Origin of the sequence: Methanosarcina sp. UBA411, from assembly GCF_002495725.1 — an archaeon.
GTDB lineage: Archaea > Halobacteriota > Methanosarcinia > Methanosarcinales > Methanosarcinaceae > Methanosarcina.
In genome coordinates this window covers 46450-67758 of sequence record NZ_DAGK01000010.1, presented here as the reverse complement: position 1 = coordinate 67758, position 21309 = coordinate 46450, and the positions used below count along the sequence as shown (strand labels likewise).

The following is a 21309-nucleotide window of genomic DNA, read 5'->3' as shown; positions in this document are numbered from 1 at the left end:
TTTAATGTTTACTTAATGTAGGGGGTAAAAATAATGAAAAAAATTAAGAAGGAAATCAAAATGGCAGACACGCTGCCCCGTAAGGAGTCCAAGCAACATGTTATCTCTAAAGCAGAGTTGAACCCGGAATTCAAGCAAGAATTATTGGATGATCCGCAGAAAGCGATCGGACAACTGGGCCTGAAGACTCAGGCAGATGCGAAACTTAAAGCCGTCGAGGAATCTGCTGATGTTATTTACCTGGTACTACCCCAAAAACTGAAGGCAATCAATGGTGGGTGTGTTGGATGCGATGGTGTAGGAGGCTGTGGATTCTGCGAATGTAACAGCAATATAGGAGATCAGCTACAAGTAAGGCAATCAGCTACAGATAAAGCATCAGCTACAAATAAAAGACAATCAGCTGCAAACAAGGCAATCAGCTACAAATAAAGCACCAGCTACAAAACTAGGCAATCATTACGAACATGAAACCATCAATTTATAATTTTGTCTGGTCAACCGATGACCCGGAAAAGGTAATAATTTTTAACAGCCTTACTACGGCACTGGTTGAAGTGAGAAGGAGCCGCATAGATTTATTGAACGTTTCTCAGTTTGACTACGCTCTCCTGCCAGAAAACAAAAGGAAGTTTGTTGATGAGCTACGAAAGGGAGGATTCGTTGTTGATGATTCAGCTGACGAACTGAGAATGGTCAAATTTACCTATAACAGCGATAAGTATGATAGCTCTATGGCCAGATTGGTTATCGCTCCCACTCTGGCTTGCAATTTTGCCTGTTCCTATTGCTTTGAACAGTTAGACAAAAACCAGAGCAGGAATGAGGGTCAAAATGTTTTCATGCCAGATGATGTAAAGCAGGATTTACTAAACTACATCGAAAAAATAGTAAAGACAGGAAAAGATATATTCGTAACCTGGTATGGTGGAGAGCCACTCCTGGCAAAAGAGACAATTTTTGATTTATCGCAAAAAATAATTGACATCGCGGACAAAAATAAAGTTGAATATTCGGCTGGCATGGTCACTAACGGCTACCTGCTTTCAGAGGATTCTGGCATAGTTCAAAACCTTAAGAAAAACAGAATTAAGTTTATCCACGTTACCCTAGATGGACCTCGCGAAGTGCATGATAGTCGCAGAATGCTTAAAGGGAGCAACGGCCCGACATTCGACCGGATTCTTGAAGGAATTAAACTCCTGAAAGCAAACGGTATTGAGATATACGTTCGCGTAAATATTGACCGATCCAACATAGATAACATAAGCAGGCTCCTGAATGTATTAAAGGAAAATAACCTGAGTGAGATATTCATTTACCTGGGCCATGTTATACCTTATACAGCAGGATGTAAGTCGTATGAGAGTTCCTGTATATTGACGGAAGAATTCTCGAGAATAAACCAGGCTTTTTACAAAAACCTGAATCTTATGGGCTTCGAGGCAGGAAGAAAGTCCTTTTACCCAAGATTTGCTCGGGCTTGTGATGCCAATCGGACGAATGCTTTTGTACTTGATCCCGATGGTGACATGTACAAGTGCTGGACAGAAATCGGTAACAAGACCGCAAGCATCGGAAAAATTGGCGACCTGACACGGCAAGACAACGAGAAGGGAAAACACGAAATTCAATGGTTGTCCTGGGAGCCCTTCGAGTATTCGGAATGTGTAGAGTGTAAGATGCTACCTATCTGTATGGGAGGTTGTGCCCATCAGGCCACGTCCCTCAATAAGGGCCAACCCGAATGCAAGGAGTGGAAATATGGTCTGGAACATTACGTTCGGATTATGTTCTCCGATTTGAAAGCTTAGAGAGCAGACATCAATAAGTCTTGCTGATATGGCCGAAAAAAGATTATAGTCAAAAACCGCCTGAGACACGTAAGAACTAAAAATCCCAGATAGCTGATATATTAGTCCTGTAATATATTTTTGTATTCCGTATTTAAAAGTAAGCTAGATTTACTAGTTGCTATAAGATCAAAAAGAAGTAAATTTAATCCAAATTATTTTTAAAACTATTTTATTTGTATTGTACGTTATCAATTTAATTTCTATTTCTGTTATCTGATTATAGAATTTTCTTGCCCTCAGTACTTCTCCAAACTTCTTTTTAGGGTTGCACTTATTTGCTGACTCCGTTTTAGATTCAAACTTTGTTTATTGAAAAAAGTACCAAACACGTATGTAATATGTTTTTAAGACCTGATAACTCTTGAAAAACACTTTTTGATTCTACTTATAAATAGTGTATTTATAGAAAGGAATATTATATAACTAATTAAATAAAAACGTGGGCTAAAAGTCTAAACTGTACATATGGGGGTAGAGAAATTCCACTTGTTGATATCAAACTCATTGAAGGCGTATTATCCGAGGAAGAAATCAAGAAGCTTATCAAAGACGTGACAGACGTTATAGTCTCGTTCATGGGAGAAGATCTCCGTAGCTATACATTGGTAGTAGTCCAGGAAGTAAAAAGCGGAAGCTGGGGGGTAGGTGGACAGGCAATTGGATTGGAGGAAGTAAGGGCCATACAAGCAGGTACTTCAAAGAAGCCCTAAGCCACGCCCAGGAAAAAACGGAGATTAGCTGGCAGGATTTGATGTCTGCTAGCGATCTCACCGTTCTTCTCAGCTTACAGTTACCACTTCCAATTTATTGAGAAATTCAAGAATCTGAATAAGGGAAAGCCCTGGAAAGAGCAGATTAAGCCTTTTAACTTCTTCCTTGTAGGTACTCAGGCAATTAAGGAAAACGGTAAGGTTGTTAAACCTTTAGCTCCTTTCACGAAGAATTATCAGAGTATAGTGCATGAACCATTTATTGATTATGCAACAGGAGAAATTAAACAAGGATCCCAGTACTTTAAGCCTTTGAGTAGAACCATTTTACAGTACATTGAGCATCCAGAAAACAAATTTGATGGAGATATTGGAGTCTTAAAGAGAAAACATATTCAGGCTGACGGCTTGATTTACATTGGGAAGGAAGCAAATAATATTGAAGATCAGCCTTTGGATGTAGAAAAGCCACAGATTTTCCAAGATATGGGAGACATTAAGCAGAAGATTTTGGCTCTAATCCCTGAAGAAGCCAGAAAAATAGGGATTAAACACAGGAGCGAACTGAAGTATTTGAAGGGAAATACAAGGGAGGGAAAGTTAAATTTTAATACATTAGTCATGAAAAAAATAATAAAATATTATAGCTCCTAAGTATTTGAATATTGCTTCATTATTCTGAGAATATCAAACCGTCGTTAGAATTAAAGAAAAAGTTAGAAAGTCCTAGAGTAGCCGACCCGCAAATACTAGGCTTTCAGAAATGGAACTTACTCAGTAAAATATTTCTTAGTATTGAGGGTTTATTTCTGAACTTTCTGTTCAGATTCTTCACAATCTAACACATTCTCTGAAAGGATTTGTCTAACAAAATCTCCAATACGAACCTTTTTTTCTTGGATTATGTTAGATTCAAAATCAGTATTATCTATCGGTAGTTTTTTAGTAATTACTTTAGTTTTGGCTCCAAAAAAAGGAAGTTCAAGCTGATTGACAACAACAGTTTCGTGTTCATCACTTTTTGCAATTGAATACTTTTGACTAACCTGTGTGATTTTTACTTTTCCTTTTGCATATTCAAAAAAACCTAAAGAAACTTTTGAATCAGGATCTAAAATTTGTTTACCTTTTTCATAAATCATAAATCTCATATTTTCTTTAATGCCATCCTCCGATCCTTTATTTAGAACAATTGAATGTTGATTATCAATAATAAAGACGTCAGCAATCTTTCCTTCAATTGGTTGTATCCTCTCATTGTCAGTTTCCATAATTAAATCCCCAGTTTTTGATAAATTACCTACTTAATATTGGTTCTAGTTGTTAAACCTCAAAGTTCTCAATACATTTCTCAATATGTTCTTCGATTATTGGCACAAGTCGATGTTCATCTTGAGGAATATATATTTCAGATTGATTCTTAGAAAGATGAATATATATGTCTTTTAGATAAGTGTTGTTACAGTCTTTTGAATTATAAAATGAAACTTGAGCAAATCCCTTTGGGTTCGTAGAATCTACTTGTAATACCCCGATTTTTTTTTCGAAGTTGCCTTGAGATACATATATTTCAAATATAATACCTTTAAAAAGTTCTTTAGAACCACTAGTTGAGATATTTTTTGAATCGCTAATTATTCCTACTATTGTATTCCGATCCCACACAATTTCATTTATATAATAATTTTTTTCCTTAATAATTGGGAATCTTTTTTTGTAAAGTAAAATCTGTTTTGATATTTCCGCCCACAATTCCTTATCTTGGCTATGTCGGGCTAAATTATCAATGCTTATAAGAGACCTAGTCTGATTTAGTGCCTCAGAGAAACTTTCATAATATTTTTCTTCTTCGATGTTTATGTATTGTATGAATTTGATATCTGACAAAAATTCACGTTTGCCATTTAGTTTCCTAGATAATACAAAAGTAGGTTTGTTAAATCCATAAGCTAAACCTAACTCAAAAGCTACGTTTGATCTTAAAAAAATTTTTCCTTCTTGTTTTTTCGCTTCGTTTATTATATTGTATAATTCTCCGCTGACGTCAACAATACAATATTCTGATGATTTAATTTGAGAACAAATATTACAATAAAGACCTTTTAGATGCGAGTTTCTTAGATCAGATATTGTTAATTTAGGTTCTATACCAAATTTATTGTAATAAGTCTTAAGCGCTTGCCAGATACCGTTTTCTCTTTTCTCTTTTAATTCATCAAAAGGCTCAATTAAAAAATACGAATTAGGCTCTACAGGTATGTACTCATGTGAGCACTTTTCAGAAAGTGGGCAATAACTTTCTCTTCTCTCCATCAAAAGTAAAATAATCTCATTAAATATTAACTTATTTTTTGTTTTAGATTGTCATATTTTAAACCTGTTTTATTTTATATAAGCTACTAGGAATATAGCTACTTTTCTTCCTAGATATTACAATCCTATAAATGAAATTTAGTAAGATTATAAAACTACAAATTATATTAAGCTTGATAACTTTTTAACTAGTGACTTTGCGTAAACCTCGCACTTACGTATAAAAAAATTTGAGTTTATATAAATAGATAATATAAAAGTAAATACTTTCCAAAAATAATATTATAATTTGAAAAAATTAGTTTTTGAATATATAAATTCTAAAAAAACGTTAATGTTGATATTTTGCAGTAGCGTACAAAAAATTTGAGTTACCTATATCCCAAATATCTAGTGCGGGGATATATATAGCAATGAAAAAGTATACGCAACTGTTAAATATTCACAGTACCCATTTTGAAATTTATACGTTCAAAATTTAGTTTTTTTGAAATTATATTTTGTTTAATAAATAGTTAATTTAATTGTATTTATTTAATAAAGAAGTAAAATTTCTTGTACGTAACTGCTTAATACTCACAGTATTGTTTTTTAGAATTTTAATTTTCAAAATTATTCTTTTTTAAATTAAAATATTACTTTGCAGAGCAGTTAATCTTATAGTATTTGTTTAATAAAAAGTTAGATTTTTACACTATTGGTGAGAGTTTTGCACAACAGTTAATTTTCTAGATGTTGTTTAACTTGGTTGTTGTTTAACTTGGTTGTTGTTTAACTCGGTTGTTGTTTAACTTAGTGTTGTTTAACTCAAAAATACAAGGTAATTCTATACATTTATTTGAATAAATACTCAAAACTTGTAATCAGTTGTATATTACGAAATTACTTTTGGGATGTATATAGTTAAAGTTTTAAAATTAATTTTTATATATTTGTTTTCATAACTTAAGTCAAATTCTTTAAAAAATAATAAGGCTGAAACAATTTTTGTCTATTTTTTTAAGTTTTATCTTAAAAGCAAAAGATTTCGTAAATTTTCTCTGCTTTAATATCTTCAAATTTTCTAGCTATTGTAGCTTTGAAAAAGAGATGAGACTAGATAAAAGATTGAAGTTATTTTTTCAACATTATGAAATTTGATAGTCCATCATTATACGGTTGATATTTTCATGATTAATTTTCCAGTGCTAGAAAACGCCTTATGTTTCGTGCGTCAAACACGCTATTAACCTTTCTTAATTGCAAAAAGGTATGATGCGCCATTAAAAATATTTTGGAAATAACATCAACTAACTATAGTTCTCCTCTCAATTAATTACACTTTTAATTTGTGGATAAAATTTTTCTATCCATTTTTTTGCAAATGATAGCGACCCCTCTATCCTGCTAAACTCATTTTTGATTATATTTCTCAAATGTTCTTTTGACTGAATGAATCTAACCGACACTTCTCTTTTAATTGTTTTCCATATAAACTCTACAGGATTAAGATCTGGTGAGTAAGGTGGAAGAAACACAAGTTTAATTCCCAGTTCTTTTGCTTTCATTTTTGTTTTATCTGCTTTATGTGCTTTAAAATTATCAAGTATAAGTACTATGATTTTCTTTTTGTTTTCTTCCACTATTTTTTCAAGAAACTCACATATACTTTCTGCCTTTGAACTCTCTTTAAAATCAATAAGATTACTCCCATTGATTGAATAAAAGGCAAAAGCATTTGCCTTTATGTAATCCGTATTTTTGATCATTAAAGATTTTTTGAATGCCCATAAACGTTGTGTATTTGCTCTTGTTTGTGGTGAAGATTCATCGAGGAAACCTATTACATACTTCTAATGTGGATAAGGATATTTTGGAATTGCTTCACTTAGCTTTTTTTAAAATTTCTTCTGCATCCTTAGGTTTTCTGTAGTCAAGAGAATATGGCTTTGAGTGATGTATTCCAAAATTTTTCAATATAATTCCTATCCTTTTCAGTGAGTACTCTATCCCATATTCTTCCTTTATTAACTCTAAAACTTCTCTGGTAGTCCAGTAATCTCTCTTTTTCAATAAACTCTTTAATTCTATCATTTGTTCATCAGTAAGTTTAGACTTTCTTCCTCCACAAAAATGTGGTTTCAAGGCGGCATAGCCGCCTTTATTCCAAAAATCCTGCCAATAATAGCAACATTTCTTAGTTACTCCAACTTTTGTGGCAGCTTCTTCAACAGAATCTCCTAAATACCTAAATTTAATAAAATAAAGTCTTTTTAAGATTCGAGAGTTATTTTCACGTTTGATTAAGGAGTTTAGATCATCAAGACTTAGTTTCTGATCAATAGCAATTTGTTCCTTCCCCACCATAAAAGGATAATAGGAGTTAATGTGTGTAATACTTTACGTCAAGAACTATAATAGTGCACGACCTGAAATTTAGAATTTACTATAAAGCATGTGGAGATAAGCATGTGGAGATAACGAAAAGTAGAAATTAGAGAAGTAATGAATTTGGTTGGTTTTGTACTTTAAACTTGATTCTCCTTGCATGAGATTGTTTAGTAATTTGGAACTATTCAAGTAAGATAGTTAAATTTCAATTGAAATTGTGGAGTATTTGTATGATATTAAAGTTTAATAAAAACTACAGTTATAAGCAAATTTATGAATTTAAATTGAAATTAGATTCTGAAAACGTTGAAAGTTATTTGGTTAATTATAAAGATAATACAATTATTGTATGTAGTAATAATATAACAGACATACCAGAGTATGTTGAATCGAAGGATATTAAAACTCCTTATAAGCTTGCGAGTAAAGAATTTCAGGATGAAAAAACTATTGTCGATGTCGATGGAGTTAAACTAGGTGGAAAAAAAATAATAATGATAGCAGGTCCATGCGCTGTTGAAAGCCGCGAAAGTTTAATCGAAACAGCTCATTTTGTGAAATCAGCTGGAGCAGATTTTCTGCGAGGAGGAGCATTCAAACCAAGGACATCTCCATATTCATTTAGAGGATTAAAAGAGGAAGGGTTAAAGATTTTAGCTGAGGCAAAAGATGAGACTGGATTAAAGATTGTTACAGAGGTTATGACTCCAACTGATGTTAAACTTGTAGCTGAATATGCTGATGTGCTTCAAATTGGTGCAAGGAATATGCAAAACTATCAGTTATTGGATGAAGTTGGTAAATCAGATAAACCAGTAATGTTAAAACGCGGAATGTCAGCCACAGTTAAAGAGTGGCTTTTATCAGCTGAGTATATTTTGAGTCAGGGCAATCCAGATGTTATACTCTGTGAAAGAGGAATACGTACATATGAAACTGCTCTAAGAAATACGCTTGATTTGAGTGTTGTACCTTTACTTAGCGAATTAACACATTTGCCAGTAATTGTAGATCCAAGTCATGGTACTGGAAAAAGATCCCTAATAAATCCAATGTCTAAAGCAAGTATAGCAGCAGGAACTGATGGTGTAATGGTAGAAGTCCATCCATCACCAGAACACGCTTTGTCTGATGGAGAACAATCTTTAACATTTCAGCAATTTGCCAATTTGATGGAGGAACTGAAAACCGTTACAGGAGCTTTTGGAAGAGTTCTATAATAAATACTAATATTATAATTATCATATAGATTGATCTTGAATCCAAAATCCAGTAATCTTCATCTCTCCTAGTCGAAATTTGAACTAATTAACAAAATTTAGTCTTCAATTGAAGACTTTATAATTTCATTCACCAGTAGCGAATTATCTTCAACGTATTGTTCAAAGGGATTATTTTTAATTCCATTTTTATTCTGGTCCATTTCATTTATAATATTTTGAAGAGATATATGTTCTCCTAAAGATTTTTTCGTTTTTAACCCTGCTACGAAATTAGCAAATAATACACACTCTTCTATGGTATGTCCATTTAGCATTCCAATTATTAGAAAAGCATCAAAAACATCGCCACATCCAACATCTGTCTCAAAATCACGCTTATTTATCAAAAGGGGATTTATTACTCTCGGATAAATCTCTGCATTCTGGGATACTATAACCGCACCTTTTTTAGAAGCTTTAATTACAAAATTCTTACAATTAGGGTAATTTTTAACTAATTTAATATATTCAATATCTTCAAGTTCGTAGTGTATATCCCTATCTAGAATTTTACCGTCTTCTTTATTTATGTCGTATAATGCAGAGGCTGCTTCTTTAATATTTGGTAAGATGGCTTCAATCATCACGCTTCCAAATTTCTCCCAAGCATATTTTGGATCCACATATAGGGGAACTTGGTTATTTTCCGCAATTTCTGCTATTTTATTAATAACCTCTTCTGTAACCATTCCTTTCTGATGATCTTTTATAACAATACAATCTATTTCAGTAACATATTTTTTGATCTTACTAATTAAATTGCTTTGGACATTTTCACTGTAGCAATAACTTGTCATTAACTTAATATCTTCACTATCAAATCTTATAACTTTTTTAGCACCTTTTTCCGTAATGCGATGAATATAAATCTTTGTTGTTGTCTTTACCTCAGATGCCTCAATTGAGTTAAACTGAATATTATGATCATAACCTAACTTTTTTAAAGTTCTCCCTTCACAATCCGAACCGATAACACCTATCAGAGTTACTTTGGATATCTCAGAAAATGCCATAGCTATATCTGCTGCACCACCTAATGCTTTACATTCTTCACTAATCATATATACCTCACCACCTTCTGAGGTTATTTGATGTTTTTGAACGTCTTCATATTTTGCTACAGCAGCCTTTACTTTATAATCCAGCATGACATCACCAACAACTAATATTTTTTTGTCTTTTTTCCTACACTCTTCACATAAAATTTTAAAACAGCGTTTAGTTCTTTTAACAAGAAGTGATTTCTTGTCTTTTGGTTTTGGCTTATTTGTAGGATGAGAAGACTCTAAAATGCGGTCTAACTTTTCACATATAGAAGGAATAGAATCAAATATTGCATCAATTTTAATGCCATATTGGACCAGTAACTGCATAAATAAAATACTTATATCCCGATTATTCTTAATCTCATATGCAAAGTTATTACACATTAATCTTAAAATGCTATTTTCTACACTTTTCCTATAACATTCTGGTGTAGTGTCTTTTCCAATTGCTCTTTCGATAAGTTTAACTTTAAAGTTTTGGAATTTTTCTGTCGCTAAGTCTCCCTGAACTAAAAGGAACTTTATCTCCTCTAACACTTTAGTTGTTGGTTCTTCATAATCTTTCGTTTCTACCTCCTCTAGTTCTTTTTCAATTGATAATTTTTTATTCTCTAGCCACTTACGATTATCTAATAGTTGAGGGTTGCTTTTTTTGTAGGTAATTTCATGCTTTACTTTGCTCAAACAGTCGTTACAGATACTTTTAAGTGATAACTGAAAAGAGCGATTCAATGCTTTTTGTACATCATTATTAATTATCTTTCGATCTTCAAATTGCTGTGCTATTTTCTGTGCAATAGAAACGGCTGTAGCGTCAGCTCTGTTACCTATGAAACCACTAACACACGCGTTAAAAAAATATGGCAAAAATAATTCCAACATACAGATCCCTCTATTTTCATTGAGCTGAATCTAACTCTTAAGTCTATGAGAATCCAGAACATAGAACACTAATCGAATTATAAACAAAGCCTTTCAAATTATTCCAATTTGAGATAATAAGCCAACTCAAAGTTTGTAATAATGTACATAATTATTAAATTAATAATTTTGAATCAAGGAGCCGGTATGGGTATATCTACACTATTGAAAAATAAACCTGCCGAAATATACTCATTAATAAGAAAAGAGAATGAGGAAAATTAACCCATATATTGGAAGAGCCTATACCCAAAACTTCATGAATAGGGGAACATTTACTCTATTTAATTTATTTTTCTAGACTTTTTTGTTTAAATTTCTCTTTTTTCCATGGTTTTTTGCCTCTTTCTTTTCCTCCTGTTTGCCTGGGCTGGTTCCTGTCTTTGCTACCAAATTCCAAAGCTACTTCGCTTTGAGCTTGTATTCTTCGGTCAGTGGCGAGCTGTCGAAAAATCTGACACTTCACGCCTCTGGCTAGAAAGAACGTGATATTTTATGGTAGGCTAATGAACTGGTAGGTTATGCTGGTAAATAAAAACAATCTCAGAGAAACGTTTGTTATATGAGATTTATAAAAGGGAATAGAAGTCAATTACTCAAATAATCCATTATCTTCCGAATCTCCTTCGTATCCAGTTTAAAATCTCCTTCCTTCACTCTTTTTTTCAAGTCGCTCAATGTCTTTCTATACTTTATCCCAATCTCCCTTGCTTTAGCAGGAGTTAAACTAAGAATAAATTCCCTAATTTTTTCAATATCAGGGTACATCTCAACATGGTTACTCTCAAGCTCCTGCATCTCGATTTTGTTTGCTTCTTTTCCAATATACACACATCCTTTAGGCTTCAGATATTTCCTTTGTAAAACACCAATATCCCCTTCAAACTTGGCTTCAGGATGATCTATGTAATCAACAAATATGTCACTTAATGGCTTCCAGTATTCCCTTCCCTGAAGTGTATTCCCTGTATTGTAATCAATGAATTCTTTCTCAACTACGATCTGTGGGTTTTTGTTGAAAGGAGCAACAGGCTTAACCTTCTCTCCGTCTACACTAGCCTTTGCACCATTACCTACAAGCATGAAATTGAAAGGTTTAATCTGTTTATCAAACGGTTTTCCCTTATTCATTTTCTGGAATTTTTTGAGGATTGTTCCTGTCGATACTGCAAGCTTAGAAACACCTGCATAGTCTTTATACTTCTCTAATACATCAGGTAACTCTTCAGGATGGAAATGAACCTTGAGAATGTCTTCCCAAAACAGCTTATGCCATTTATCTCCTTCCTTCAGTTCTCTGCTATATGGATTTGTGATATGTCCCAATCCATGTAGCTTATAGAACAGCTTCTTACCCTCAGGAATTGTTATTTTATTTCCATCTTTGTGGAACAGACAATACCTCTTAGAACTGATCCCATAAAGCCAGATATCTTCCATTCCATCCTCTATTTCCAGAATCGGTTTATTGAAATCATATGGATTTAGAGAATCAAAGAGATGGCTCAATTCATATGCGAGATATGGAGGAACAAATATTGAATCCGTGTCCATGTAAGCATGTACCTCACCCTTATCCATCACAAACTTCTCTGCAATAGCAAGTAAAAACCTAGCTCCTGCTGTAATAATCGCTCCAATAACAGGATTAAAATATCTACCAGGATCTTCATATTTGCCTTCAGACTCGAATTGAACATTACTGAACACGTCCAATTTTTCCTTATCCTTTGGATGCATCTCAATATAGATTCCGTATGTAGTGGAATTATTGAGAATCTTTAAGGCCCTCTGCTGTGAATCCAGAGCATCATACTCATGAGAATCCTTGGGAACTTTCTTCATTTTGTCCTTTATGTCCTTCCTGCGTTCAACAAGGACTTTGATAAGATTGTGTTCCTTTGGATTTACATGAACTCCATAGACCTCAGATTCTTTTAGCCCTTCCTGTATGCCTTTATGAATAAACCGGATAGCCATCTTGATCTTGGGGGACTTGCCTGTAAGCAGCTTTGAGGCTAAAATATCTGGGAGGAAGTAATACAACGGTTCACTGTACGTTATACAGTTAATTCCGATATTGAATGTTCCATCCTCATCTGCATATTTCGCTCTAACTGGGAGAATATCGCCATCAGGCTCGATTTCAACCAAGACGTTTAATTGCTTCCAAATATCACGGTTGAGTGCATCCTCGAGCGTGAACTCATCGATTAATCTCTGTGTATTTTCCGTATCATCAATGTACTCAATTTTGTCTGCTATGACAAATTCCCAGAGACCAAGAAGAAGTGTTACTGTTGGATACATACTGAAAAAATCTAAAACCGTAATCTTAACAGGTGTTTTCCTGATTCTGCATTCACACCTTCCTCCATAGTATGCGCTCATAAGATGACCAAGAATCTCAGGAGGGAAATCAGGATTCTGTTGCATAAAAGGTTTAATGTTGAATTGATTAAGTGCCTGTTTTCCAAGAGAGGCGGCTGAATAAATGCCCGTCATTGGAATGCCCAACTGATACCTTTGATACTCTTGCCTTAATTTTTTAAATAGCTCATAAGTGGACTTTACATCAGTAATATTGTAATCAATATACCTTGGATTTATCACTCCATGCTTCTCTGCCGCTTTCTTCTTTATTGGAGTATCAAAGATCTCACAGGCTTTTTCAAGTGTAAGAGATTTGTTGTCAGTTAAAGTACAGGCTAGATTGCTTAAATCTAGGAAATTGCCTTTAAAGGTTCTCTCCTTTCTGTATTTGCCCTTTGCTCTGGTAAACTCAACATTGTATGATCTCCCATTCAGATGCTTTATACGTAAACGTGGGTAGGTTGTATCTTCAGTAAGTTTGAAGGAAAATCCATCCTTGCCTGAATACCTGCCATGACCATAATCTAGAATAATCCTTGACAGATCGAAGTTGAGATTGTAACCAATACAGAGTGTTTTTCTTTCATAGACTTCCAGATAAAAAATTTTGATAAATTCTTCAAGGGAGAATAAACGTATGTTGTGTTCTTCTGCATACTTCTTCAATTTTCCATACTCTTCTTCTGAAACGTGTCTATTATCCCAGAATAAACCTCCATAAAGGAAAATATCATTCTCATGTACCGTGAAAGAGCCAAATTTTAAATTAAGATACTCATCATCTGTTGTTTCTGTATCAAATGTAAAAACTCTAGGGAAATCTACATTCTCAAATATTCTACTAATAGTTGGTTTAATGACTGAACCCTTTTTGCGTGTAAATATCCTTAGAGCCATTCTTTCCATCTGTTTGCCTCCGTATAGAACTGATTGAGCAATTGCAATTCTGTTTCTGCCATTCTACTCCTGAGGGCTGAATGTGACAGAAAAACGTAAGGAATGCGATACTTCAAATCCATCTGTTTTGACCTAAATTTAGGTGGTATCCCGTTCTGTAATTGTGTTTCAACTGCATGACAATTAAGGCAAAGTAGACAGGTTTCGGATGAAAACCCAACAGTTGAAATATGATGATTTTCAAAAACCTTAAGAGCATAAGGGTTTATCTCTCCACAACATTCACATATCCCATTTTTTACTAGATTAGCAAACTTTGCCTGTTCTTTCAACTTTGCAAGTAAGTCATCATTACTTATCATAAAAAATTCTCCATTAATTTGTAGGGTTAGTTTCTGTCGTCGTATATCTGTAAAAACTCAGGTTCTTCAATTTGGTCAGCCAATTTATACAACTTCTCAAGATTGATTTCAAATGGATACTTCTTTCCATCTACCCCTTTAATCGTGACGTTTTTAAACTGTTCAAGTGACGTTTTTTTTCCTGTACTAAGGGCGATCCTTACAGCATTCAGGTATTTGCTGATAAGAGAAGCATCGCTTGAACTTTTGACAACAACACTAACCTTTTCGCCATTAGAATATAACCATCTACCTCTTTCTATACTGTCTGTTTTTGTAGCAATCCATTTTCCATTCTTTTTCTTTTGATAGACCGCGTTTCCAAGATGCCTCAAAGCATCCTTCATTTTGATTCCTTGCTCCTTTGCTGCCAATGTAAGGTTTTTTCCTTTTCTCAGGTAACTCAATGCGAGGAGAGCTCTCTTTCTCAGATCTTTCTCTTCATCAGAAAGTGCGTCAAACGGTTTTAGAGCAGGAGAAATCTTTGATATCCTCATTTCACGGAGAGTGCTCAGTGTTGCTGAAGGGTCAAGTTTGCGTTTCTTGATGATCTCTTTGCCATACTTGGTATCTCTGGGATAGGCTTTGAGCCATTCTCCATAGGTTCTGTATTTTTTGGAAAAGCGTGACCTGCTCACTTGTCAGCCTCCATCATTCTTATGAAAGCTGTTCTCATAACTTCAGCTTGAGAGCACCCAAATTCTTTTGCTTTCTGTGCAAGTTTCTCCTTGAGATAAGGAGATATAGTTACCAAGATTCTTTTTTTGGATTTCATTTTAATCAAAAAACCAATAGCAAACCAAACTATATATACCAATATTGAGTATACATTTGTATATGAATATGACACAAAAAAAGACAAAGAATAGGCATAAAAAACCCAAAAATGGGGTGACGTTTGAGGATGAAGTCAAGGAGATACTGGATAAAGAACATCACATATCAAAGCCGCAACTTAAGACTTACCTGTTAAAAGTTCATAAAGGAGAACTTGGGTACAGCGAAAAAACTATTGATCGTAAACTATCTCAAATGAAAAAAGAAGATCTTCCCCGCTTGGGGTACGATGATTATGAAAAATACGGAATTATAGAAAAAAATAAAAAAGTTGTAATTTATGTTTCTGAAAAATACAAGAAACTAAAAGAGGATCTTGACAAGATATTTGAGTATATCAAGTCTGATGATCCAGTTGCTCAAAAACTTGCTTTTGAAGAGATCAGAAGGCACGACGGCGAGTATTTTTTTGACCCTGAGCAACTGGATATTCTTGCTTCCCGTCTGGATTCAAAAGATAATGAATTCGTAAATAGTCTAGTGGATACACTTTGCGAATATATCCTTGGAAGAGATACTGAGCCTTCAAATAAGGATAAATTGCTTGAAATTTTAAGAAATTTACTAAATAAGTGTAATATTGGGTCTTTTGAATATCCAAATCTTAGACGGCATGTCTTGTGGTTGCTTGCACATTATAAAGATAGTACTGTTATTGACCAACTCAAAAGGGATGCAGAAAAGCTTGAAGATCCCACAAATATAGTAGCGGAGTACTGCAATGAATACGTTGCTCCTTTGATCGAAGAACATTTGTTTGAACTTTTCGATCTTCAAATCAAACTGAGACAAGAAGGAAAAGAAAAGGCTTCTCAATTTATTTCTCAGATAAAAGATTACGCATGCGACCCAAAAAATAAATTGAGGGCTTTAGAGAGAAATACCAGCCTGTATGAGAGAATAGAGAAACTTCGTGAGGAGAGAACATAAAACTTCTTGGGGAGAAAATAAAATGAAACTTCTATTATTAAATGGGTATGGTATAGATATGCGTGTTGATGGGGGTAAGCTTCACATTAAAGAGGGCAGGTCATCGCCAGATGAGGAGCCTGAAGAATATATCTTTGCCCCAAAGAGGATAGACATTGACAGCATTGTCATTTATGGTAGGAAAGGGAACCTTACTTTAGATTCTATCCGATGGCTGATTAAACACAATGTGCAGATTTCTATTCTTAACTGGGATGGCAAGCTTTTGACAACAATGCTCCCTCCTGAAAGTACCAATGTAAAAACAAAGTTTGCTCAATATCATGCTTTTGAAGACCAGGAAAAAAGAGTTGAGATAGCAAAGAAATTTATTGAAGCTAAGTTTAACAAATCCCAGGCGGTTGTTGATTATCTGAAATTAATGCATCCTGAGATTCACTTTGATGTTTCAGATGAGCTTAAAAAATTAGAAGAGGTCAAAACCATCAAAGAGCTTATGGGGATTGAGGGAGGTTTGGCCTGGAAGTACTGGAACGAATTTTCAAAAGCTATTCCAGAAAAGTATGAGTTTTGCTCGAGAATAGATCAGTACAGGCGGCCTATGGGTTCGGGGGATATGATGAATACAATGCTCAATTATGGGTATGCTCTCCTTGAAGCTGAGTGCCTGAGAGCGATAAATACTGTTGGATTAGATCCTCATGTAGGGTTTTTACATGAAATGAACCCGAGCAAAAATAGTTTAGCCTATGATTTACAGGAGCCTTTTAGGTTTCTTGTTGATTTAGCTGTTATCAACCTGATTGAAAATAACATAATGGAGAAGAAAGATTTTGTTGTAACTGAAAATTACAATTTAAGGTTAAAAGGGCCTGGGGCCAAGAAAATAGTTAATGAGTTTTCTAATATGTTAAACAAAACTGTGGGTTATGGGGATAAACAAACAACCTGGTGGTCTGTTTTACTCTTAAAAACTAGGGAGTTAAGCCATTATTTAACAGAAAAATCTAAAAAACTTGAGTTTGTTAATCCTGAATTTGGGGTTTTTAGAGTTGATTCTCAAGAACTTAGGCAAAAAATTCTTAACATTTCTTATGTTGATTGGAAAAAACTAGGGTTTTCAAAAGGAACTTTACATTATATGAAGCAAAACGCAAAGAGTGATAAACCTTTCACTCTCAACAGCCATGTTTTAGAGAGAGTTAAAGATTGGGAAAACTTGGTTTCTGGGAGTCAAGTTAAGATTTAAGAAGGGTTTTAAGTTTTAATGTTAGGGGGATGTGTTTTAAAATTTGGGAGTCACGTTTTAAGGTTTGGGGTTAAGTTTTAAGGTTAAGGAGTTAAAGAAAATTAATTATTAATATTAGAGGGCTAGGTTTTAAGATTTGGGGGGGGGCATGTTTTAAGTTTGGGGGTTAAGTTTTAATGTTAAGAGGTTAAAGAAAGAAAAAGGCTAAATGTTTTTTTCAAAAAAATCTTTTTAAACTTTTTTTAAGCTTTTTTAAACCTTTTTATTTTTTTAACTTTTTTAGCAACTTTTTTTAAACTGAGTTCTTCATAAAAGCTTTTCTCAAAAAAATCATTTTCCAAAATTTTTAAACAAATATTGTTCATGAATTCCTAAAACCAAAAAGACTACTTTTTTATAAATGAAATAAAGCATTAAGAAAAACAATAATCCTGTAGGTTTGAGTTAAACAACAACCTATAGTCAAGAGGCTAAATAATGCAACATTAGATGAGTTACAAAGTGTTTTTTTTGTTGCAGCAATTATATGCATGACTATAAGTTAAACAACAACCAAAAAAGTTAGGGTTTTCGAGGGGAACTTTGCATTACATGAAGCAAAATGCTCAGGAGTGATAAGTCTTTCACCTTTAATAAGCATCTGAGAACCATGCAGATCAACAGTTGATTGATTAATAACGATTATATCGTAACAATTTTTTTGGCTTTAGTATATATTGCTAATTCTTCATCAGACAATACGTTGTCATATTTTCCTTTGATCTTTCTGAGCTGAAGATCCTCTTCAATATCTTCCATAAACTGTTTAAAATTAGGATTCTCTTCAACTAGACGATTTATTGTGCTCCAATCAAGTTCTGGTTTTACAAAAGATTGGAACAGGATCTCACTTTCATCCGGACTGTCAATATTTATTTTAAGGATTCCAATGCCAAACGCATTATTTAAACGCCTTAACTCATCAATGAAATCCGGATCTTCTGCCATTTTTGAGATTACAAGGTATCCTTCATGCGCCCAGCTTGAATTTGATACGGCTTGGAAATAAGATTGTCGTAAATTAGAGAAGGTAAGTTCCTTTTTTAATTCGAAGGAGAACAATTTTACAGCACTCAAAGATAATGATTTCTGAAGTTTTAGCGTTACTTCGTCATAATCAGAAAATGGTAGATAAACCCCAGTAATATCGGGGTGCAGCCACTCATTAAGGCCTTTTTTTGTGTTCGATGACGATTCATGGAATATTGTTTTTGTCAACGCTTTGAAATGCTGATTTGTATTTATAAACCGACTCACAAGAGGATGAAGATCTCTTTCGTGGAACGAAGAGGCATCTTTCTTTTCTGGTGTTATAATAGTGTGTGTATAAGATAATCTCTTCAAACCAAATTTTGTGGGACGTTTGCTATATTGGTAAAAAACTGAATTTGGATTATCTCGGATATCAACGTAAATTTGAGCGCTGATAGAGTCCCAAGGTGTTTTTCCTTTAGTGTTCAGATTCTTGGATAAACCAGATTTGACAGCCTCGTCCCAGATTTCGACGTATGTTAGAGGAATTTTTGTTTGTTCAAGAACAATTTCAGCTAATTTTTGGAACGTGAGCGACTTATCCATGATTGAAATCTTCTTTTCCAATATATAAATTTTTGGAAAAAGAATGTATTCTCTTATTAATTAAATAAAGCATTAAGAGTAACACTAATTCTATGATGTTGAGTTAAACAACACCCAAGTTAAACAACAACCTAAGTTAAACAACAACCTAAGTTAAACAACAACCTAAGTTAAATAACAACCAAAAAAGTTAGGGTTTTCGAGGGGAACTTTGCATTACATGAAGCAAAATGCCCAGGAGTGATAAGCCTTTCACCTTTAACAGCCATGTTTTGGAGAGAGTTAATGCTTGGGAAAACTTGGCTTCGAAAAGTTCGTGATGTAAGATATAGAATAGACTTAAGAAAGAAAGCCTTTCATCAACTTAATGCATACTTGGTTGTGCAGGTATTGTTGGTATTCCTTTGAAGAGTCAAAGGCAATATATTCTTGATTTATTTTGTCATCTTCCGATACGATATAACCAAGCAGTTGCTTGAAATTATTATTTGTAAATTGAGGAATAATCTCAGATATTATATTTATATTGCTTAGAACTACTAACCTAAAGTCTTTCAAATCAATTTCTTTATTTATTTTTTTAATTAATTCATCTATATTTTCAGGATCTAAAAAGAAAGAACGATATGCTTCATGCAGATTTCTTTTCATGTTAGCATTATCATTGGCAGCCATATCTAACACATAATATTTCTGATTTGAGTTTTGATAGGAAACGTTTACTGAAATAGGAAATTTGTCAATATGATTAAAGAACAACTCTCTCGTATTACGATCTTCCATCAAGAAAATAAAAAAGTCTCTCATTTGCAGTTTGGGATCGATATTCTTTTGGATCCATCTTTTAAGTTTTTTCTGTTTATCTACTTCAGGGATGCTATCATAGAACTTTTCAAAGGTCAATTCTTGGTTAATTATTTGTTCTATTCTGTTTCCAAGTACATTTATCTTTGCCAATATTTTTTCTTCATATCTCTGCAACAAAAACTGAAAAATACCAAACAATAACCCAAAAACAGTGCTTATTTCAAAAAATTGTCTTTCATCAATTAATATAATTTTGTACAACCCTGTTAAATGAAAAAAGCCAAGAATACTTATCCATACTATATAAACTGAGAATAGTTCATATAAAGCATTGAAAAAAAACATCTTGAAAGCAACCAAGCCGTTTTTTACATTTACTAATACATTTCTGACCAACTTAAGACGTTTAATGACTTCTCTAATTTTATTTTCATCTTCTTTTTCATCTATAATTTTCATTTGTTTCTCTATTTTAGGTATCTTAATTTCTGATTTTTCAAACTTTACATTCAATGAAGGAGTAAGAATAAAAGATTTGATTTTAGATTTCGCTGTTTCGTATATAAAAAGCGCAACATCTAACTTTAAAACTACAAATGATAATAAGAACAAAACAAAATAGTACTCATTTGAAAGATTGGAAATAAATTGGTGGAAAAAAAGAAAACAAATATAGTTTGCAATAAAGAAGCCGACAAGTGATAGAAACCGTAGGATTAACATAATGTAAGGTAGCACTATTAAAAATAGTAGCCCATACTGTATAAATTTATCTACTCAGTCCTAAAAAACTCTTAAAAAGCTAAAAAAAAGGATTAATGCTTTTTGACAGATAATAGATAATATAAAATAAAAATAAATTTTTGGTTAGGGTAACTTTATAAAAAGAAGTTGCGAATTATCTATACAAATAGGGACAAAAATTTAACTTTTTTATTAATTGTTCATTATAAAAGAATTAAATTTGGTGAGGATAACTTTTAGAAAATGCCGTACTGTTGAAATTCTACAATAGCTTACAAAAAATTTGAGATATTTACTCGAAGAAATGTATAGAAATAATTTGTATTTTTCAAGTTAAACAACAACCGAGTTAAACAACAACCGAGTTAAACAACATTTAAAAAATTAACGTTTGTGCAAAATTCTCACAAAACATCGTATACTTTTTATTAAATAAATACTACAAAATTGATTATTTGTTAAAACAAAGTATAATTTAAAAAAACTAATTTTTGAACGTATAAATTTCAAAAAGGGCACTGCGAATATTTGACAGTTGCGTATACTTTTTAATTGTTATATATATCCCAAATATCTAGTGCGAGGGATAGGATTCGAACCCATGAGAATCTGCATAAACGCATCTTAAGTGCATCGCTTTTGACATGGCTGGGCAAGCCTTGTATGGAAGGAAATTTTAGTCTGCTCTTTGAGAACTAAGTACATCGCAAGACAAACTATAATTCGAACTATTCTCTCTAAAAACGCGCCTGGAAATATTAAAAGCATATTAAGGCGCTTCACAAGAAATAAGAAAAGAAACAAAAACAGAAAAACAGTCAGGTTAAGAGCTGTATGAGCCTGAACCTTTTTATTACCCCATCAAACGTGAACGGTACATAAATCTTTGACAATTTTCGTACTCACCTTTGCAGTACTTCAATATCACTTCGGCAGGTAACTTACCCTTTTTCGGGGAAACGTCGCATGTATAGAA

The 21309-nt window shown here is 33.3% G+C and carries 16 protein-coding genes and 1 pseudogene; 7 read left to right on the top strand and 10 right to left on the bottom strand.

Translation table 11 applies throughout. The features are described 5' to 3' along the window. Window positions 1–33: 33 nt before the first annotated feature. From BP861_RS03210 to BP861_RS03195, 4 genes are all read left to right on the top strand, one after another. On the top strand, window positions 34–432 hold the full coding sequence (locus BP861_RS03210) for an NHLP leader peptide family RiPP precursor (protein WP_292372513.1): 399 nt from the start codon (window positions 34–36) through the stop codon (window positions 430–432). 35 nt (window positions 433–467) lie between these two features. Beyond that, window positions 468–1814 (top strand): radical SAM/SPASM domain-containing protein, encoded by a 1347-nt coding sequence (locus BP861_RS03205; RefSeq protein ID WP_292372510.1) that lies wholly within the window; start codon window positions 468–470, stop codon window positions 1812–1814. A gap of 473 nt (window positions 1815–2287) precedes the next feature. Continuing rightward, complete coding sequence (locus BP861_RS03200) at window positions 2288–2566, top strand: 4-oxalocrotonate tautomerase family protein (protein WP_349680989.1); 279 nt, start codon at window positions 2288–2290, stop codon at window positions 2564–2566. A 246-nt stretch (window positions 2567–2812) separates the two neighbouring features. Continuing rightward, on the top strand, window positions 2813–3220 hold the full coding sequence (locus tag BP861_RS03195; RefSeq protein ID WP_292372508.1) for a hypothetical protein: 408 nt from the start codon (window positions 2813–2815) through the stop codon (window positions 3218–3220). Between the two features lie 149 nt (window positions 3221–3369). Here the strand turns inward: BP861_RS03195 and BP861_RS03190 are convergent, their stop codons facing one another. The 3 genes and pseudogenes from BP861_RS03190 to BP861_RS03180 all read right to left on the bottom strand — a co-directional run bounded on the left by BP861_RS03190 (window position 3370) and on the right by BP861_RS03180 (window position 7225). Next, window positions 3370–3837, bottom strand: a complete 468-nt coding sequence (locus BP861_RS03190; RefSeq protein WP_292372506.1) for a hypothetical protein — start codon at window positions 3835–3837, stop codon at window positions 3370–3372. A 52-nt stretch (window positions 3838–3889) separates the two neighbouring features. Beyond that, window positions 3890–4879 carry a hypothetical protein gene (locus BP861_RS03185; RefSeq protein WP_292372504.1) on the bottom strand — a complete coding sequence of 330 codons (990 nt, stop codon included), beginning with the start codon at window positions 4877–4879 and terminating at the stop codon, window positions 3890–3892. A gap of 1307 nt (window positions 4880–6186) precedes the next feature. Next, window positions 6187–7225, bottom strand: a pseudogene (locus BP861_RS03180) (IS630 family transposase). Between the two features lie 254 nt (window positions 7226–7479). On the opposite strand from BP861_RS03180, the gene aroF reads away from it, so the two are divergent. Further along, window positions 7480–8469 (top strand): 3-deoxy-7-phosphoheptulonate synthase, encoded by a 990-nt coding sequence (aroF, locus tag BP861_RS03175; protein WP_292372502.1) that lies wholly within the window; start codon window positions 7480–7482, stop codon window positions 8467–8469. 98 nt (window positions 8470–8567) lie between these two features. Here aroF and BP861_RS03170 read toward each other — a convergent pair whose 3' ends face one another. The 5 genes from BP861_RS03170 to BP861_RS03150 form a co-directional block, all read right to left on the bottom strand. Continuing rightward, window positions 8568–10439, bottom strand: coding sequence for a PfkB family carbohydrate kinase (locus tag BP861_RS03170; RefSeq protein ID WP_292372500.1), 1872 nt, complete (start codon window positions 10437–10439; stop codon window positions 8568–8570). A 627-nt stretch (window positions 10440–11066) separates the two neighbouring features. Then, a complete protein-coding gene (locus tag BP861_RS03165) occupies window positions 11067–13757 on the bottom strand; it encodes a DNA polymerase (RefSeq protein ID WP_292372498.1) in 2691 nt (896 codons plus the stop codon). Next, window positions 13739–14110 (bottom strand): hypothetical protein, encoded by a 372-nt coding sequence (locus tag BP861_RS03160; RefSeq protein WP_292372496.1) that lies wholly within the window; start codon window positions 14108–14110, stop codon window positions 13739–13741. The genes BP861_RS03165 and BP861_RS03160 overlap by 19 nt, the downstream gene beginning before the upstream one ends. Before the next feature lie 26 nt (window positions 14111–14136). Continuing rightward, entirely contained in the window at window positions 14137–14787 is a 651-nt protein-coding gene (locus BP861_RS03155) for a hypothetical protein (RefSeq protein WP_292372494.1), read from the bottom strand. Continuing rightward, window positions 14784–14924 carry a hypothetical protein gene (locus BP861_RS03150; protein ID WP_292372492.1) on the bottom strand — a complete coding sequence of 47 codons (141 nt, stop codon included), beginning with the start codon at window positions 14922–14924 and terminating at the stop codon, window positions 14784–14786. Before BP861_RS03150 ends, BP861_RS03155 begins: the two co-directional genes overlap by 4 nt. A gap of 68 nt (window positions 14925–14992) precedes the next feature. On the opposite strand from BP861_RS03150, the gene BP861_RS03145 reads away from it, so the two are divergent. Both BP861_RS03145 and cas1 read left to right on the top strand, forming a co-directional pair. Then, window positions 14993–15916, top strand: coding sequence for a hypothetical protein (locus BP861_RS03145; RefSeq protein ID WP_292372490.1), 924 nt, complete (start codon window positions 14993–14995; stop codon window positions 15914–15916). A 22-nt stretch (window positions 15917–15938) separates the two neighbouring features. Continuing rightward, window positions 15939–17165, top strand: a complete 1227-nt coding sequence (gene cas1, locus BP861_RS03140) for a CRISPR-associated endonuclease Cas1 (RefSeq protein WP_292372616.1) — start codon at window positions 15939–15941, stop codon at window positions 17163–17165. A gap of 681 nt (window positions 17166–17846) precedes the next feature. Here cas1 and BP861_RS03135 read toward each other — a convergent pair. Further along, window positions 17847–18782: an HTH domain-containing protein gene (locus BP861_RS03135; protein WP_292372488.1), complete on the bottom strand. Its 936-nt coding sequence runs from the start codon at window positions 18780–18782 to the stop codon at window positions 17847–17849. A gap of 339 nt (window positions 18783–19121) precedes the next feature. Next, window positions 19122–20102 carry a hypothetical protein gene (locus BP861_RS03130; protein WP_292372486.1) on the bottom strand — a complete coding sequence of 327 codons (981 nt, stop codon included), beginning with the start codon at window positions 20100–20102 and terminating at the stop codon, window positions 19122–19124. Window positions 20103–21309: the final 1207 nt, after the last annotated feature.

Bases quoted from the DNA above. Each gene is read 5' to 3' on its own strand.
- BP861_RS03210 (WP_292372513.1), top strand. From the start codon at position 34: ATGAAAAAAATTAAGAAGGAAATCAAAATGGCAGACACGCTGCCCCGT.
- BP861_RS03205 (WP_292372510.1), top strand. From the start codon at position 468: ATGAAACCATCAATTTATAATTTTGTCTGGTCAACCGATGACCCGGAA.
- BP861_RS03190 (WP_292372506.1), bottom strand. From the start codon at position 3,837: ATGGAAACTGACAATGAGAGGATACAACCAATTGAAGGAAAGATTGCT.
- BP861_RS03185 (WP_292372504.1), bottom strand. From the start codon at position 4,879: ATGGAGAGAAGAGAAAGTTATTGCCCACTTTCTGAAAAGTGCTCACAT.
- aroF (WP_292372502.1), top strand. From the start codon at position 7,480: ATGATATTAAAGTTTAATAAAAACTACAGTTATAAGCAAATTTATGAA.
- BP861_RS03170 (WP_292372500.1), bottom strand. From the start codon at position 10,439: ATGTTGGAATTATTTTTGCCATATTTTTTTAACGCGTGTGTTAGTGGT.
- BP861_RS03165 (WP_292372498.1), bottom strand. From the start codon at position 13,757: ATGGAAAGAATGGCTCTAAGGATATTTACACGCAAAAAGGGTTCAGTC.
- BP861_RS03160 (WP_292372496.1), bottom strand. From the start codon at position 14,110: ATGATAAGTAATGATGACTTACTTGCAAAGTTGAAAGAACAGGCAAAG.
- BP861_RS03150 (WP_292372492.1), bottom strand. From the start codon at position 14,924: ATGAAATCCAAAAAAAGAATCTTGGTAACTATATCTCCTTATCTCAAG.
- BP861_RS03145 (WP_292372490.1), top strand. From the start codon at position 14,993: ATGACACAAAAAAAGACAAAGAATAGGCATAAAAAACCCAAAAATGGG.
- cas1 (WP_292372616.1), top strand. From the start codon at position 15,939: ATGAAACTTCTATTATTAAATGGGTATGGTATAGATATGCGTGTTGAT.
- BP861_RS03135 (WP_292372488.1), bottom strand. From the start codon at position 18,782: ATGGATAAGTCGCTCACGTTCCAAAAATTAGCTGAAATTGTTCTTGAA.